This is a genomic window from Streptomyces sp. CT34 (assembly GCF_000805335.1).
Taxonomy (GTDB): domain Bacteria; phylum Actinomycetota; class Actinomycetes; order Streptomycetales; family Streptomycetaceae; genus Streptomyces.
Genome location: NZ_KN708638.1, coordinates 1,781,506 through 1,796,762 on the forward strand (window position 1 = coordinate 1,781,506; position 15,257 = coordinate 1,796,762).

12 protein-coding genes and 2 pseudogenes are annotated in these 15,257 nt (G+C 73.0%); 5 read left to right on the forward strand and 9 right to left on the reverse strand.

Features of this window, described 5'->3' with window-relative positions:
* Positions 1 to 246: 246 nt before the first annotated feature.
* The 5 genes and pseudogenes from RZ84_RS07960 to RZ84_RS07980 all read right to left on the reverse strand — a co-directional run bounded on the left by RZ84_RS07960 (position 247) and on the right by RZ84_RS07980 (position 4,419).
* The gene (locus RZ84_RS07960; RefSeq protein WP_043263701.1) at positions 247 to 1,200 is read right to left on the reverse strand and encodes a slipin family protein; all 954 of its coding nucleotides are present in this window, start codon (positions 1,198 to 1,200) and stop codon (positions 247 to 249) included.
* Between the two features lie 186 nt (positions 1,201 to 1,386).
* Positions 1,387 to 1,658: pseudogene (locus tag RZ84_RS07965) on the reverse strand (FMNH2-dependent monooxygenase); the annotation flags it as partial.
* A gap of 343 nt (positions 1,659 to 2,001) precedes the next feature.
* Entirely contained in the window at positions 2,002 to 2,127 is a 126-nt protein-coding gene (locus RZ84_RS42265) for a hypothetical protein (protein WP_277816867.1), read from the reverse strand.
* On the reverse strand, positions 2,111 to 3,991 hold the full coding sequence (locus tag RZ84_RS07975; protein WP_043269376.1) for an FAD/NAD(P)-binding protein: 1,881 nt from the start codon (positions 3,989 to 3,991) through the stop codon (positions 2,111 to 2,113). The genes RZ84_RS42265 and RZ84_RS07975 overlap by 17 nt, the downstream gene beginning before the upstream one ends.
* Positions 3,988 to 4,419 carry a hypothetical protein gene (locus RZ84_RS07980; protein ID WP_052229830.1) on the reverse strand — a complete coding sequence of 144 codons (432 nt, stop codon included), beginning with the start codon at positions 4,417 to 4,419 and terminating at the stop codon, positions 3,988 to 3,990. Before RZ84_RS07980 ends, RZ84_RS07975 begins: the two co-directional genes overlap by 4 nt.
* A 609-nt stretch (positions 4,420 to 5,028) precedes the next feature.
* On the opposite strand from RZ84_RS07980, the pseudogene RZ84_RS07985 reads away from it, so the two are divergent.
* Together RZ84_RS07985 and sepF are read left to right on the forward strand one after the other, a co-directional pair.
* A pseudogene (locus tag RZ84_RS07985) lies at positions 5,029 to 5,319 on the forward strand (ABC transporter substrate-binding protein); the annotation flags it as partial.
* Between the two features lie 450 nt (positions 5,320 to 5,769).
* A complete protein-coding gene (gene sepF, locus RZ84_RS07990) occupies positions 5,770 to 6,219 on the forward strand; it encodes a cell division protein SepF (protein ID WP_043263703.1) in 450 nt (149 codons plus the stop codon).
* A 93-nt stretch (positions 6,220 to 6,312) separates the two neighbouring features.
* On the opposite strand, the gene RZ84_RS07995 is transcribed toward sepF, so the two are convergent.
* Complete coding sequence (locus RZ84_RS07995) at positions 6,313 to 7,506, reverse strand: acyl-CoA dehydrogenase family protein (RefSeq protein WP_043263704.1); 1,194 nt, start codon at positions 7,504 to 7,506, stop codon at positions 6,313 to 6,315.
* A 138-nt stretch (positions 7,507 to 7,644) separates the two neighbouring features.
* On the reverse strand, positions 7,645 to 9,288 hold the full coding sequence (locus tag RZ84_RS08000) for an MFS transporter (RefSeq protein WP_043263705.1): 1,644 nt from the start codon (positions 9,286 to 9,288) through the stop codon (positions 7,645 to 7,647).
* A 225-nt stretch (positions 9,289 to 9,513) separates the two neighbouring features.
* On the opposite strand from RZ84_RS08000, the gene RZ84_RS08005 reads away from it, so the two are divergent.
* Both RZ84_RS08005 and RZ84_RS08010 read left to right on the forward strand, forming a co-directional pair.
* Complete coding sequence (locus RZ84_RS08005; RefSeq protein WP_043263706.1) at positions 9,514 to 10,707, forward strand: glycosyltransferase family 39 protein; 1,194 nt, start codon at positions 9,514 to 9,516, stop codon at positions 10,705 to 10,707.
* A gap of 264 nt (positions 10,708 to 10,971) precedes the next feature.
* Complete coding sequence (locus RZ84_RS08010; RefSeq protein WP_043263707.1) at positions 10,972 to 12,000, forward strand: phosphatase PAP2 family protein; 1,029 nt, start codon at positions 10,972 to 10,974, stop codon at positions 11,998 to 12,000.
* A gap of 116 nt (positions 12,001 to 12,116) precedes the next feature.
* Here the strand turns inward: RZ84_RS08010 and RZ84_RS08015 are convergent, their stop codons facing one another.
* Positions 12,117 to 12,341, reverse strand: coding sequence for an I78 family peptidase inhibitor (locus RZ84_RS08015; RefSeq protein WP_043269381.1), 225 nt, complete (start codon positions 12,339 to 12,341; stop codon positions 12,117 to 12,119).
* A 494-nt stretch (positions 12,342 to 12,835) separates the two neighbouring features.
* Between RZ84_RS08015 and ctaD the strand changes: the two genes are divergently transcribed.
* Positions 12,836 to 14,515 (forward strand): aa3-type cytochrome oxidase subunit I, encoded by a 1,680-nt coding sequence (gene ctaD, locus RZ84_RS08020; protein WP_043269383.1) that lies wholly within the window; start codon positions 12,836 to 12,838, stop codon positions 14,513 to 14,515.
* Here the strand turns inward: ctaD and RZ84_RS08025 are convergent.
* Positions 14,484 to 15,257: helix-turn-helix transcriptional regulator (locus RZ84_RS08025; RefSeq protein WP_241777619.1), on the reverse strand; the 774-nt coding region annotated here is incomplete at its 5' end. The genes ctaD and RZ84_RS08025 overlap by 32 nt on opposite strands.

Below are 15,257 nucleotides of genomic sequence, written 5' to 3' on the forward strand. Positions count from 1 at the left end.
TGCACAAGACCGAGTTCCGGTCTCGGGTACGGGAGTTCACCTTTCCTTCACACCACGCTCACGCCGATATCCGCGCACGCCGATCCCGAGTGCGGACATCAGAGGGCGTGCCGGGCCGCCGGCGGAGCGCGAAGTGTGAGGGTTACAACTGTCCGGAAAACGACGGCGCGCGACGCGCGAAAATCGCCGTACGCGCGCCGTCCACAAGGACGGGTGCGTACGGCGATCAGCGGGGAGCGGCGGGCCCTACGGCAGGTTCTCGGCCTCCGGGAGGTCCTCCAGCAGGGGCAGTTCGCGGTCGGCGCCGCCGTTCTCCGCCGGAGCCGGAGCCGGAGCCGCAGCCGGGGACGGAGCCGAAGCCGGGGCCGCGGTCGCGGCCGGACGCTCCGCGCGCGCCCGTTCGGTCTCCGCCTCCGCCTGCGCGGCCTGCGCCTGGGCCTGGAGCCCGGAGCGCTCCAGGAACCGCAGCAGCTCCACGGGGAACGGCAGGACCAGGGTGGAGTTCTTCTCGGCGGCGACCGCCACCACGGTCTGCAGCAGCCGCAGTTGCAGCGCCGCGGGCTGGTCGGACATCGCCGCGGCGGCCTCGGCCAGCTTCTTGGACGCCTGGAGTTCGGCGTCGGCGTTGATCACGCGGGCCCGCCGGTCCCGGGTCGCCTCCGCCTGGCGGGCCATCGAGCGCTTCATCGTCTCCGGCAGCGAGACGTCCTTGATCTCGACCCGGTCGACGCTCACCCCCCAGCCGATGGCCGGGCTGTCCATCATCAGCTCCAGGCCCTGGTTGAGCTTCTCCCGGTTCGACAGCAGGTCGTCCAGTTCGCTCTTGCCGATGATCGACCGCAGCGAGGTCTGCGCCATCTGCGAGACCGCGAAGCGGTAGTCCTCGACCCGGACGACCGCGTCGGCGGCGTCCACGACCTTGAAGTAGACCACCGCGTCGACCCGGACCGTGACGTTGTCGCGGGTGATGCCTTCCTGTGCGGGCACCGGCATCGTGACGATCTGCATGTTGACCTTACGCATCCGGTCGATGCCGGGGATGATCATGTTGAAGCCCGGTCCGCGCACCTCGTTGGTCAGCCGCCCCAGCCGGAGCACCACACCGCGCTCGTACTGCTTGACCACCCGCGCCGCCGCCATCAGATACACCGCGCCCGCGGAGGCCAGCGCCACCCCGGCCGCGACCAGTTCTTCGACCATCACGGCTCCCTGAAGTGTGCCGTTGCGTCGCCCGAGTCGCTTTTGTCTCCCATGGTAGGCCCGGCCCGGAGGGCGGTCGAGGCTGGCGGCGGCCCCCGGGGCCGGGCCCCGCCCGCCGGCCGACGGGTCCCGGTCCGCGCGTCCGCGGCCGGAAGACGGTCACGCCGTACGCACGGAGCGCCGCGGTGACGTGAACACCTCGACGCTCCAGCCGGGTCGGCCGCGGCCGACCCGGTCCAGGGTGCTGACGGCGGTGGAGACAGGGAACGGTTCGGTGTGCGTGGTGTGGTGACCGTGGGGACGGGCCGATCCGCTCGGTGGCGGGGCGACCCGGGCGAGGACGGCGAGCGCGTCGGGCCCGGGGCCGGCGAAGTCGTCGCCGACGGCGACGAAGTCCGGGGGCCGCGCTCGGCGAGCCGGGCGAGCGCCACGTGGCGGGCGGCATCGTACGAGGGCGGGGTGTGCGGGGCGGCGGGTGTGCGGGGCGTCCGGTGCGACGGCGAGGCGCAGCGGGCGCGACGGCCGCGGGGGTGCGGACACGGGGTGGGCCTTCCTTTCGGTGCCGGGCGTCGGGAGCGGGTGCCTGGCCCTCGGACAGCCGCGTCAGGGCCGGCGCGATGCCGAGCGCGAAGCCCAGGGCGGTGCCGTAGGCGGGCAGTTGGAGGGTGCCCCCGGCCGCCTTCAGTACCGTCCCGGTGGTGGGAAACCGGGCGAACACCCCCATCTCCGGGCCGGGTTGGTGACCACTCCGTGCACGAACCGGGCGAGCGGCACGGCGGTCACCGCGATCGCCGCCCGGCGTCAGGGGTGGCGTACAGGGACGGCCTTGAGGACCGTCGGATCGTCCGCCTCCGGTGGCCCGGTCCGCTGCGCGGCGGGCGAACCGGCGAGGGCGGAGCCGGCGGGCGGATCACTGGTCAGCGGCATGGGGGTCCTCGGGGGTGAGTGCGGGGACGGGTACCGGCGGGGCGGTACGGTCCCGGAGGAAGGTGAGCAGGGCACGCGCCGTCGCGTCGTTCTGCCGGAAGGCGGGCGCGTTGGTACGGGGGCGGGCGAAGGCGCCGCCGGCCCGCGCGTCGGTGTGCGGGCCGAGGGCGAAGCGGCGCGGATGCGGGCGGCCGGCCCGGTCCAGGATCCGGCCGTCGGCGGGGTCGACGGCCAGCAGTCCGGCGGGGGTGGCGAGCGCGCCCTCGGCGTGCAGGGTGCGCAGCAGCCGGTCCCGGGTGTGCGCGACGGTCGGCTCCGGCAGCCGCGCCTCCACCAGCGCCCGTGCCGCGACCGACTCCCCCGGTACGCTCGCGCCGGTGGCGCGGAACACCCCGTGGGCCTCGTCGGCGGTGACGGTGAGGCCGGCGCCCAGGAAGCGCACCACCCCGGCCCGGGAGAGCGCGAGCAGCTGCCGCAGCCGGGGCCCCGGCGGACCGGAGGCGAGGTAGCTGAAGAAGCCGTGCCACCAGGGGCCGCGGTCGCCGATCCGGATCAGCTGCCCGTAGACCGACAGCAGCGCGAGGAAGACCGCCAGGTCGGGGCTGTGCGCGGGGTCGTGGCGGCGGGCGAGGTCGGCCTCGATGTAGTCGCGCAGCCCCTCCTGGAGGGCCGCACCGTCCTCGTAGCGCGCCCCGTCCAGCGGATGGTCCAGCGCGGCCGGGTCGAACCGGTCGGCCGGGTCCGGGACCGCGGCGGCGACCAGGGCCCGGAGTTCCGCGCTGCCAGGGTCGGCGGCGGCGTACTTCTCCTCGAAGTCCGGCCGGCGCATCCGGGTGCGGCCGGGGTGCGCGGTGAACAGCCGGTGGTAGTGGGCGAAACCCAGCTCCTTGTCGATCAGCGGCCACACGTCGCGCCGGAAGTCCGGGCCACCGGGCCGGGCCAGCAGCTCGTCGACCTGCCGCGGCCCGAAGAACCGGGGCAGCGGCGGCCGTTCACCGGACAGCCGGTAGCCGATCTTGGAGTGGTAGGGCACCCCGCGCCGCGATCCGACGTACAGGACCGGTTCGCGGCCCGAGGGGCGGTACGTCAACCGCCCGTCGGCGCCCGTGGTGTACGTGCCGCCGCGCCCCTCGGTCAGCAGCACCATCAGGTCGACGAAGGCCAGCCCGAAGCCGCGCACCAGCACCGGCTCGCCCGGCCGCAGCGCGCTCAGATCGCTGTCGGCGGTGAACGCCGGCGGCAGGTGCGTCAGCCCGTGCCGGGCCGCGAAATCGCTCAACTCCTGCTGTTCCTCGGAGAGTTGCGACTCCAGATGGCCGAGCGCCAGAACGACCAGATCGGCCCGCAGCGGGGGCGTGCGGCCCGCCAGCCACACCTGCTGGCGCCCGTCGCGCGGCCCGGAGACCCGCAGCGCGGTGCGCCGGTGCTCGTGCACGGCGACCCGCGGCGGCAGCGCGGCCACCGCCTTCTCGTACACCCAGCGCAGATAGGCGCTCTGCAGGCGCCGCCCGGCGAAGTCCTGCGGCCCCAGCGCCGCGATGCCGCCGGCGAGGTCCGGTGCGACCGGGATCTCACCGGCCCGCACCGCCCGCGCCCACTCGGCGAGCGAGGGGCCCGGCCGCACCGGCCCGGCCAGCTCGACGCTCTCGTCGGTGAACATGGTGACGTCCTCGGACATGGAGTTCATCCACAGCAGCGGGGACTGGTCACGGCGCCAGATCCGGCCGCCGCCCGGCGGGTGCGGATCGACCAGGTGCAGGTCGAGCGGCGTATCGCCGTAGAGCTCGGGGGCGTTGGCGGCGATGCGTTCCAGGATTCCGGTGCCCCGCGGGCCGGCGCCCACGATCACCACGGACGGCCTCATCGGACGGCCCCCGCCCACGGACGCGGAACCGGCCGCCGCACGACCGGCAGCTCGGGGATAGCCGACCGGAACAGCCGGACGTAGCCCCGGGCGACGCCGCACGGCACGGGGTCGCCGGAGCGCCGCGGCACCGCGAGCAGGGTGCCCGGCGCGAGGCCCGGCACCATCACCACCGCAATCGGACAGAGCGTGAGCCCCGGGCCGCGCAGCACCGCGCCGGTCAGGAAGTAGTCGGCGACCACGCTCCACGGGAGGCCCGGGTTGCGGACCACGGACGTGACGGCCGGGGCCGCCGGGGCGAGGACGAGGACGGCCGCCGCCCACCGGCCGGTGCGGCGCCGCGGCACGGTGCGCGGTACGGCACCGTCCGGTGCGCCGGGCGGTGCCGGGGTGGGCAGGGCGGGGGCGTCGAGGGTGTCGGAAGACATGCGAAGGCTCCGTGGACGCTGTCGATCACGGGAGTCGCGCGCCTTCACACAGGCGGAACGGGCCGCGCCCCTCAGCACGACCGGCCCTTGAGGCTATGGGGTCAACACGGCCCGCTGTCAAGGGGGGTTGGCCCGCCGTCCGGACTCTGAGCGATGGATCACTTCGCGGTTGACGCGGAAACGGATGCCTGTTCCACTTGGTCGCATGCGTCCATGGCAGCGGCTGGTCACCCGCGACCACATCGACCTCGGTCGTGTGTGGTCCGCGTCCTGTTGAGCTGACCCCCTGCCCCGAAGCCCGCCACCCCAGGCGGGACGTTCCGCGGTTCCGCCGGCCCGCCGGCTCTCCCGGTACCGCCGGCCCCCATCCTCCCGGCCGTTGCGGACCTCCTCCCCGCCGCGCGCCTTCACACCCCGCGCCCTCGTAGGGCGCACCCCTCCCCTCGCTCCGCCCCGCTGTCCCGCCCCGCCTCCCGCCCGCGCCCTGTTCTCGCCTTCCCCGGTCCCGTGACTTCCCTTCCTCCGGCGCGCTCGTACGCCGTCGAGCGGCGCCACCGGCCACGGAGGCGATTCGATGGCCGCCGCGCCACGGCCGTCGCACGCGGCCCGCAGGGCGCCCTGCGGATCTCGCTCCGGCAGGGCCGCGGCGACGTGGTGACGAGTACCGTCGACGGGCTGCGCCATGCCGTCGCGCAGCAGCCGGGGCCGAGGTTCCCCGACGAGTTCCAGCGCCTGGACGTCGGCTTCGCCGTCAAGAAGGGGACACCGCCGGCTCCCGCCTTCCGGACCGCGGTCAACCGCCTCAAGAAGGACGGGACCCACCACCGGATCCCGGCGAAGCGGGGCACCACCCCCTCGGCCGCCGACCCCTCGCGGATCGGTCCGCCGGAGATCCGCTGACCGCGGCGGCGGGCGGATACCGGACCGTCCGCCCCGTGGGCCGGTACCCCGGCGCGCCGGCGCCCCACCCGGACCGCATCGGCGCGCGGCGCGGTTCCCGCCGCGGCGTCAACGACACTCCTCTGGGTCAGTCCCCCGATCATCGGGCTTTACCCAGTCCGGCGGCCAAGACCGCCGACATATGTCCTGGGCCCACCCCCGAACCTCCCCGCGGGTCGGATCCTGTCGGCTCCGGCCATCTGCCGACATCCGCGGACTGGTACCGACCGTGACCCCCGTCGTACTGTCAGTTCACCGCTGGGGCACGCAACCTGACGGTGCACCACCCTCTTTGCACCAGATATGTCACGAACCCCCCGTGCGGCGGCTATCCACTTGGCACACACTCGGCCTCATGAACGACGATAGGGGCGGACAGAACACAGACACCGCGGGTGAGAGGAGGCGTCAATGGGATCGGTGCGCAAGGCGAGTGCCTGGCTTGGCCTCGTCGACGACAACGATGACGAGCGCTACTACGACGACGACTACGCCGAGGGACCCGAGTCCGCGGACTCGGGCGGCAATCCCTGGGTGACCGACCCCCGGGTCCGGGTGGCCGACGAGGCCGCCAAGGACCAGGGCACCCGCATCGCCACGGTCACCCCGGCCTCCTTCCGGGACGCCCGCAACATCGGCGAGCTCTTCCGGGACGGCGTCCCGGTGATCGTCAACCTGACGGCCATGGAGCCCGCCGACGCCAAGCGCGTGGTCGACTTCGCCGCCGGCCTGACCTTCGGCCTGCGCGGCTCCATCGAGCGGGTCGCGACCCGGGTGTTCCTGCTGACCCCGGCCGAGTACAAGGTGGTCACCGGCGAGTCCCACGCCCACCGCAACGGCGGCTTCTTCAACCAGAGTTGACGGACATGGGGGTTTCGGCCGGGGGTCCGGGCGCCGGCCGCCCGCGGCACCGTCCCCGGCAAGGGGAGTTCGAACGAGCAGCGGCAGGGCCGCTCACCGGAAGGCGTCGAGCCCGGTGAGCGCCTTGCCCAGCACCAGCTGGTGCATCTCCGCGGTGCCCTCGTAGGTGAGCACCGACTCCAGGTTCGTGGCGTGCCGCATGACGGGGTATTCGAGCGAGATCCCGTTGGCGCCGAGGATGGTCCGGGACGTGCGGCAGATCTCGATCGCCTCCCGGACGTTGTTGAGCTTGCCAAAGCTGATCTGCTCCGGCAGCAGGGCGCGGGCGTCGAACCGCCGCCCCAAGTGGTGCGCGAGCAGCACCCCCTTGTGGAGCTCCAGCGCCATGTCGGCCAGTTTGGCCTGGGTGAGCTGGAAGCCACCGATGGGCCGGCCGAACTGCTCGCGGGTCCGCGCGTAGTCGAGCGCCGCCTCGAAGCAGGTGCGGGCGGCCCCCATCGAACCCCAGACGATCCCGTAGCGGGCCTGGCTCAGACACCGCAGCGGCGCGCCCAGCCCCTTGGCCTCCGGCAGCATCGCGTCGGCGGGCAGCCGCACGTCGTCCAGGACCAGTTCGCTGGTGACCGAGGCGCGCAGCGACCACTTGTGCTTGATGTCGGTGGCGGCGAAGCCGGGGGCGTCGGTGGGGACGACGAAGCCCCGGATGCCGTCGTCCGTGCGGGCCCAGACCACCGCGACGCCGGCCACCGAGCCGTTGGTGATCCACATCTTGCGTCCGGTCAGCACCCAGTCGGTGCCCTCGCGCCGGGCGTGGGTCCGCATGCTCGCCGGGTCGGAGCCGTGGTCCGGCTCGGTCAGCCCGAAGCAGCCGATGACCTCCCCGGCGGCCATCCCCGGCAGCCACTGCCGCTTCTGCTCCTCGGAGCCGAACCGCCAGATCGCGTACATGGCCAGCGAGCCCTGTACGGAGACCAGTGAGCGGATGCCGGAGTCGGCGGCCTCCAGCTCCAGGCAGGCGAGGCCGTACTGGACGTGGGAGGCGCCGGCGCAGCCGTATCCGGTCAGGGACATGCCGAGGGCGCCGATCGAGCCGAGTTCGCGGGCGAGTTCGCGGATGCCGGGGAGCTCGCCGCGCTCGTACCAGTCGGCGATCTGCGGCAGTACCCGGTCGGCGGCCCACCGGCGGACGGTGGCGCGGACCGCGCGGTCCTCGTCGGTGAGCAGATCGTCGATGCCCAGGGGGTCGCCCGGGTCGAACGGCGGAAGCGAGGACGGCGTTGCGGACATGGCGGGGCCTCCGGCGGGTGCGGCGCTGGCGCGAAAAACTAGCAGTGGTAGTTACGCGCGTCCGACGGTACGGCCCCGGCCGCCGCGCGGGCAAGGGTCACCGCCGCGCGGCGGGGCGCGGCAGGCCGGCGGCAGACCTCAGCGGCCGGTGCTCGCCGGAGCCGGTGCCCCCTCGCGCCCGGCGGCCGGCGCGCCGTCGCCGGCGGCGGCCTCGCCCTCGGCCCGTTCGGTGGACTCCGCGGCCCGGCGCGGCAGCCGCAGCGAGATTCCCGCGCCGACGAGCAGCAGCAGGGCGCTGGCGACGAGGGTGACCCGCAGTCCGTGGATGAAGGAGTCCCGGGCGGCCAGCCGCAGCGCGTACCGGGCGTGCTCCCCCAGTCCGGCCGAGACCTTGTACGCCTCGCCGAGCGAATGCGACGCCGCGCGGGACGCCTTGGCGCTGACGCCGCCGACCCGGTCCAGGCCCGGTGCGTACGCGGCGTTCATGACACTGCCGAGCAGCGCGACGCCGATCCCGGCACCGAGCTGGTAGGCGGTCTCGCCGAGCGCCGCGGCACCGCCCGACTGCTCGGCGGGGGCCTCGCTGAGCATCGACTCGTACGCGCCGAACAGCGTGGACTGGAAGCCGAAGCCGAGCAGGACGAAGCCGAGCGACAGCTGCCAGAAGTGGTTCTGGCTGCCCATCGCGGTCAGCGACAGCACCGCGGTCGCGGTCAGCGTGAAGCCGCCGGCGACCATCGCCCGCGGGCCGAGCGCCTGGAGCAGCTTCGAGCCGGTGAGTCCGGCGGCCATCGCGGAGAAGACCAGCGGCAGCATCCGCAGGCCGGTCTCCAGCGGGCTCAGCCCGAGGACGAGCTGGAGGTACTGGACGGCGATCAGCTGGAGCCCGACCAGGGCCAGCATGGCCAGCACGATGCAGCCGACGGAGGTGCCGAACGCGGGCCGGGCGAACAGCCGCATGTCGATCAGCGGATGCTCCCGGCGGCGCTGGCGGCGCACGAAGAGGATCAGCAGCAGGGTGCCGAGGACGATCGGGAGCAGGGTGGTGAGACCCACCACGGGCGCGCCGCTGCCCAGCCGCTTGACGCCCAGCACGATGCCCAGCACACCGAGGGCCGCGACGACCGCGCCGACCACGTCCCAGGGGCCGTTGCGCTCGCCCCGCGACTCCGGCAGCAGCCAACGTCCTATCAGGAACATCGCGGCCATCATCGGGATGTTGATGAGGAAGACCGAGCCCCACCAGAAGTTCTCGACGAGGAAGCCGCCGAGCACCGGGCCGACCGCGGCGCCGACCGCGGCCACCGCGCTCCAGACGCCGATGGCGACCGCGCGCTCCCGCCGGTCGGGGAAGACCTGGCGCAGGATCGACAGCGTCGCGGGCATGATCATCGCGCCGCCGATGCCGAGCAGCGCCCGGGCCGTCATCAGGATCTGCGGATTGGGCGCGAGCGCGGCGGCGGCCGAGGCCAGTCCGAAGAGGCCGTAACCGAGGAGCAGGATGCGGCGCCGGCCGACGCGGTCGCCGAGGGTGCCGAAGAGGATCAGCAGCGACGCGGCGATCAGCGGGTAGATGTCGACGATCCAGAGGAGCTCCACCGGTCCGGGCCGCAGGTCCTCGGTGACGGAGGGCACCGCCACGTACAGGATCGTGGTGTCCAGCGCGACGAAGAGCAGGCTGACGCAGAGCACGGTCAGCACGGTCCAGCGGTTCACGCCGCCACCTGTGTGCCGGGGAACTCCCCCCGTCCGCCCCCTGCCGGACGCGGTCGTCCCTGACATCCAGTACCTCCTGTCATGCGCTCGCCGCCATGCTCTCGCGGCCACGGACCAGGGCGCGAAGGCGCCCCGGGGAAACCGGTGGCACGGGCGAGTTGAGACGTCAGACTACGCGAGTCCACCTGGGACCCGCGTGGCCCACCTCACGGTGAGACGCTCGTCGCAGCCTCTGACGTTGCCCGACCCGCCCGGGTCGGGCGCACTTTCGCCACCTGGATAATCGTCCCGATGAACGATCTTGCCTCGACCGCCGCCCCCGGCCGCACGCTGTGCCCGCCCGCCGTCCGGGCCGCGCTGCGCCGCGCCGCCCCCGGGCTGGCGGCGTACGCGGCGGTCCGGCTGCTGGGCCTGGCCGTGCTCATGGTCTGGTCGGCCGCGAACGGCAAGGACTGGCACACCCTGCTGACCGCCCGCTGGGACTCCCTCTGGTACACCGGGATCGCCGAGCACGGCTACGGCCACACCGTCCACCTGGCCAACGGCGCGGTGCACTCCGACCTCGCCTTCTTCCCGCTGCTGCCCTGGCTGGAGCGGGGCCTGTCGGCGCTCACCCCGCTGTCCGCGGCGGACGCCGGGATGGCGGTGGCCTGGCTGACCTCGCTGGCCGCGGCCTGGGCGCTGTACGCGACCGGGGAGCGGCTGCACGGACCGCGGGCCGGGGTGGCGCTGGCCGCGCTGTGGGCCGCGCTGCCGGTCGGGATCGTGCAGTCGATGGCGTACTCGGAGTCGCTGTTCACCGCGCTCGCGGCCTGGGGCGTGTACTGCGTACTGACCGGCCGCTGGGTGTGGGCGGGCGTGCTGGCGTCGCTGGCCGGGCTGACCCGGCCGGTGGGCGCGGCGGTGGTCGCCGCGGTGTGGATCACCGCGGCGGTGACGGTGGCGAACGAGCGGGCCGGCGGCGTCCGGTTCCGCGCCCTCCTCGGAGGCCGGCACCGCCGGATGCTCCTCGGCGTGCTGCTGGCGCCGCTCGGCTGGTGCGGCTACTTCCTGTGGGTCGCCGCCCGGCGGGGCTCGCTCACCGGCTATCTCGACGTCCAGGGCGGCTGGGGCAACGGCTTCGACGGCGGAATCGCCTTCGGCCGCTTCATCGGCCACCAGCTGACCGGGCCCGCGTTCGCCGCCGGCCTCGGGCTGCTGATCGGCGTCGCGCTGGTGGTCTGGCTGTATGTGCACGGCGTACGGAAGGGCCAGCCGCTGCCGCTGGCGGTGTACGGCGGGACGGTGCTGCTGCTGGCGCTCACCGCCAAGGGCTACTTCGGCTCCAAACCGCGGCTGATGATGCCGGCCTTCCCGCTGCTGCTGCCGCTCGCCGCGGGGCTGGCACGGTGGCGTCCGGCACGGTCATGGCTGGTCATCGGGCTGGTGGCGGCCGGCTCGGCGGTCTACGGAGCGTTCTGGCTCAACGGCTCCGGCCCGCCGTGACCGGAAGATCCCGCTCCGCGATCACCACCTCGGGAAAACGCGCCGCGACACCCGTGCGAATCGGGGATAAACTCCGCCGGCGAAAAACAGATAAGCACCTACGGTGCCGACACGCGGATGACCGGAGGGGAATCCAGCGGCCCGGGAATTCTCTTCGAAATCCAGGACACCGAACGGTGATTGAGACTCATTCCACATCACATCGTCATTACAAAGCGCACGGTTTGACCAAGCGCATACATCACACGCGGTAACGTCGTTTGAGTGCGTACCGATGACAAGCTCGACCAGATGGAGGAGCAGCTCCCGACCGATCGCGTCAAACCGCCCCGCATGACCCGGACCCGCCTGTGGCTGCTCTGGGGCACGCTGGCGGTGTACATCGCGATCGTCGCCGGAGTGCTGGCCAACACCTATCTGGTCACCCTCGACTGGCAGGTCATGTTCTTCCGGCCCTATAAGCAGTGGCCGTCGATCCATGCCTTCCTCGACTACTTCGTCGTGCTGGGGCAGCGCGGCCCGACCGCGGTGGCGGTGGCCGCCTGGCTGGGCTGGCGCTGCTGGAAGCAGCGCAACCTCCACCCGCTGCTGGTACTCGGCGCCTCGCTCCTGCTGCTGAACATCACCGTGGGCGCCGCCAAGCTCGGCATGGGCCGGCTCGGCCCGCACTACGCGACGACCGTCGGCTCCAACGAGATGTGGCTCGGCGGCGATATATTCCCCTCCGGTCACACCGCGAACGCCGTGGTCACCTGGGGTGTGCTGGCCTACATCGCGACCACCCCGCTGCGCCGCCGGACCCTGTCGGTGATCGCCGCGCTGGGCGCGCTGGGCGTCGGCATGACGACCGTCTACCTCGGTACGCACTGGGTCAGCGACGTGCTGCTCGGCTGGGCCGCGGGCCTGCTGGTGCTGCTGGCCATGCCGTGGGTCGAGCCCGGGATCACCTGGGTCGAGGACCGCCTCATGGGCATCCTGCTGCGGCTCTGGCTGCGGCTGCGCCCCGATTCGCTGCGCGGTCCGCTGCCGGCCGGCGCGCTGGTCCCCGGGCTCGCCCCGCAGCGGGTCGCCCCGGACGGCGAGGTGCTGGTGCGCGAGACGGTGGGCGTCGCGCACGCCACCCGCGCCCCGGACGGCTGGCCGCACCACCCGGCGCGCCCGCACACCAGTCGGGCGGAACGCACCCCGGTCACCCCGGCGGGCAGCCGCCGGCCGCCGCACGCGGACCGTATCCCGCGCGGCGCCGCGCCGTTCACCCCGGCCACCGGCCGCGGTCGCAACGGCGCCGGCTGACCGCCCCCGCGCCGCGGGGCCGGTACGCACACCTGCTGCCCCGCACCGAAGGCCCCGGCCGCTCCCTCCGGAGCCAGCCGGGGCCTTCGCCGTGTCCCCGCGGTGCTCCGGACCGGTCAGCCCTTCCAGCTGCGGCGCACCACACCGTCCAGGACCTCGAAGTTGATCCGGCCGCCGAGGTACTCCATGGTGATCACCGCGCCCGGCGGCAGTGCGCGGACGGTGGTCCAGCCGCGGGCCCGGGCCCGTTCCTCCGCCTCCTGACGGCCGAGGCCGACATACGCCTCGGCGTCGTCCTGGATGTCGTCGCTGTCACCGGGAAGGTTCGGTACGGGTGCCATGGCAGCCACCGTAGGCGGCCGGTGCGGCGCGCGGAAGGCCCGTCCGCCGCCCACCGCGGTGACCTGCCGGCCCGTCATTGGTCACACTTGTGTCACGGTGAACGCTCCGGCGATTGCCGGAACTGCCCTCACCCTTACGCGCCGTGCACCGCCGCAACCGGGTGGAAAACAAAGCGGCCGGAATTCCCTCTTGATCATATGCGGAACGGTGTGCCGCCACTTCGGGCAAAGCCGGGCAGCAGGCGGAAATTAATCGCCGGGAAGCCCCGCATTCCCCTCACCCGACCCTCTTTTTCAGCCGCCCGGAAATTGGCCGACGCGACACATTCCACACACATTTCCCGCACATCGCCCCGGATGCCCCGGCCCGCCCCGCTCCCTCCGCGGGCCGGGGTGCCACCGGAACGGACCGGAGCGTCCCCTCGCTCTGTGCCCCGCGCCCGAGCATCATGACCGGCGCCCCCGTACAACCCCGGCCCAACGAGGTGCAGCCGATGGTCAGCGAGATCTCCCGGGAGAGCGCCCGGCCGGCCGGGGCGCGGCGCCGCGGGACGGTGCTGGCCGAATGGCTGAGCACCACCGACCACAAGAAGATCGGGCACCTTTACCTGATCACGTCGTTCGGCTTCTTCCTCGTCGGCGGGCTGCTGGCGCTGCTGATGCGCGCCGAACTGGCCCGGCCAGGGCTCCAGATCATCAGCAACGAGCAGTTCGACCAGGCGCTGACGATGCACGGCACGATCATGCTGCTGCTGTTCGCCACCCCGGCCTTCGCCGGCTTCGCCAACGAGATCATGCCGCTCCAGATCGGCTCCCCCGATGTCGCCTTCCCGCGGCTGAACATGCTCTCGTACTGGCTCTACCTCTTCGGCGGCCTGATCGTGCTGAGCAGCTTCCTGACGCCCGAGGGCGGCCCGGCGTACGGATGGACGGCCTACGCCCCGCTCAACTCCTCGGTCCGCTCCGCCGGCGTCGGCCCCGACATGTGGATCATGGGGCTGGCGCTGGCCGGATTCGGCACCATCCTCGGAGCGGTCAACTTCATCGCGACGATCATCGCGCTGCGGGCGCCGGGCATGACGATGTTCCGGATGCCGGTGTTCACCTGGAACATCCTCTTCACCTCGATCCTGGTGCTGATGGCGTTCCCGGTGCTGGCCGCGACGCTGCTGGTGCTGGAGGCGGACCGGCGGTTCGGCGCGGTGGTCTTCGACGCGCGCTGGGGCGGCGCGCTGCTGTGGCAGCACCTCTTCTGGTTCTTCGGCCACCCCGAGGTCTACATCATCGCGCTGCCCTTCTTCGGCATCATCACCGAGATCATCCCGGTCTTCTCCCGCAAGCCGATCTTCGGCTATGTGATGCTGATCGGCGCGACGATGGCCATCACGGCGCTGTCGGTGATGGTCTGGGCGCACCACATGTTCGCGACCGGCGCGGTGCTGCTGCCGTTCTTCTCGCTCATGTCGTTCCTGATCGCGGCGCCGACCGGGGTGAAGTTCTTCAACTGGATCGGCACCATGTGGCACGGCTCGGTGTCCTTCGAGACCCCGATGCTGTGGTCGGTCGGCTTCCTGGTGAGCTTTCTGTTCGGCGGGCTGACCGGCGTCATCCTGGCCTCGCCGCCACTGGACTTCCAGGTCACCGACTCGTATTTCGTCGTCGGCCACTTCCACTACGTCGTCTTCGGGACGGTGACCTTCGCGACCTTCGCCGGCTTCTACTTCTGGTGGCCCAAGTTCACCGGCAAGATGCTGGACGAGCGGCTCGGCAAGGTCCATTTCTGGCTGCTGTTCGTCGGCTTCCACACCACCTTCCTCGTCCACCACTGGCTGGGCGTGGCCGGCATGCCCCGCCGCTACGCCGACTACCTCCCCGCCGACGGCTTCACCGCCCTCAACACCGTCTCCACCGTCGGCGCCTTCCTGCTCGGCGCCTCCACCCTGCCGTTCCTCTACAACGTGTGGCGGACCACGCAGCAGGGCACTCGGATCGCGGTCGACGACCCCTGGGGCTTCGGCCGCTCCCTGGAGTGGGCGACCTCGTGTCCCCCGCCGCGGCACAACTTCACCACGCTGCCCCGGATCCGCTCGGAGTCGCCGGCCTTCGACCTGCACCACCCCGAGATGTCCGCGGAGACCACCGTCATGCCAGTGCCCGGGACAACCGGTCCCTGATCTCCCGTACCCGGTCGGCGAGTTCGGCCGGCTCCCGGATCTCGAAGTCGAAGCCGAGCAGCGCGATGTGGAACACCAGCACGTCGAGGCGGTGCGCCCCGGTGCGCAGCAGGCAGCTGTGCTCGTCGACCGCCTCCAGCACCCCGTCGTACGGGCCGACGCGCTCCACGGCCCGCTCCAGCGGCACCCGCAGCAGCACCGTGGCCCGCGTCCGGAACGCCCGCCCGGAGACGCCCCGGGAGACGTACGCGGCGAGGTCCTCGGCGGGCGGGGTGCGCGGTGTGAAGCGCGGGCCGTGCGGCGGGGCGGGGGTGATCCGGTCCGCGCGGTAGGTGCGCCAGTCCGCGCGGTCCACGTCCCAGCCGACCAGGTACCAGCGGCACTGCGCGGACACCAGGCGGTGCGGCTCGACGGTGCGGCGGGTGACCGCGCCGTCGTGGTCGGCGTAGCGGAACCGCAGCCGCTGGAAGTCCCGGCAGGCGTACGCGAGTTCGGTGAGGACCCGGGCGTCCACCCGGGGGCCGCCGGGCCGGCCGAGCATCGGGACGGTGGCGGCGGTGAGCGCCCCGACCCGGTGGCGCAGCCGGTGCGGCAGCACCTGCTCCAGCTTCGCCAGCGCCCGTACCGAGGTCTCCTCGATGCCTTCGACGCCGCCGGCCGCGGCGGTGCCCAGCCCGACCGCGACCGCCACCGCCTCCTCGTCGTCCAGCAGCAGCGGCGGGAGTTCGGCGCCGGCGCCGAG

What these genes read in the sequence shown, in the direction of transcription:
- ctaD (WP_043269383.1), top strand. Translation starts at nt 12,836, where the DNA reads ATGGTCAGCGAGATCTCCCGGGAGAGCGCCCGGCCGGCCGGGGCGCGG.
- RZ84_RS07980 (WP_052229830.1), bottom strand. Translation starts at nt 4,419, where the DNA reads ATGTCTTCCGACACCCTCGACGCCCCCGCCCTGCCCACCCCGGCACCG.
- RZ84_RS07960 (WP_043263701.1), bottom strand. Translation starts at nt 1,200, where the DNA reads ATGGTCGAAGAACTGGTCGCGGCCGGGGTGGCGCTGGCCTCCGCGGGC.
- RZ84_RS08005 (WP_043263706.1), top strand. Translation starts at nt 9,514, where the DNA reads ATGAACGATCTTGCCTCGACCGCCGCCCCCGGCCGCACGCTGTGCCCG.
- RZ84_RS07995 (WP_043263704.1), bottom strand. Translation starts at nt 7,506, where the DNA reads ATGTCCGCAACGCCGTCCTCGCTTCCGCCGTTCGACCCGGGCGACCCC.
- RZ84_RS08015 (WP_043269381.1), bottom strand. Translation starts at nt 12,341, where the DNA reads ATGGCACCCGTACCGAACCTTCCCGGTGACAGCGACGACATCCAGGAC.
- RZ84_RS08000 (WP_043263705.1), bottom strand. Translation starts at nt 9,288, where the DNA reads ATGTCAGGGACGACCGCGTCCGGCAGGGGGCGGACGGGGGGAGTTCCC.
- RZ84_RS42265 (WP_277816867.1), bottom strand. Translation starts at nt 2,127, where the DNA reads ATGCCGCTGACCAGTGATCCGCCCGCCGGCTCCGCCCTCGCCGGTTCG.
- RZ84_RS07975 (WP_043269376.1), bottom strand. Translation starts at nt 3,991, where the DNA reads ATGAGGCCGTCCGTGGTGATCGTGGGCGCCGGCCCGCGGGGCACCGGA.
- sepF (WP_043263703.1), top strand. Translation starts at nt 5,770, where the DNA reads ATGGGATCGGTGCGCAAGGCGAGTGCCTGGCTTGGCCTCGTCGACGAC.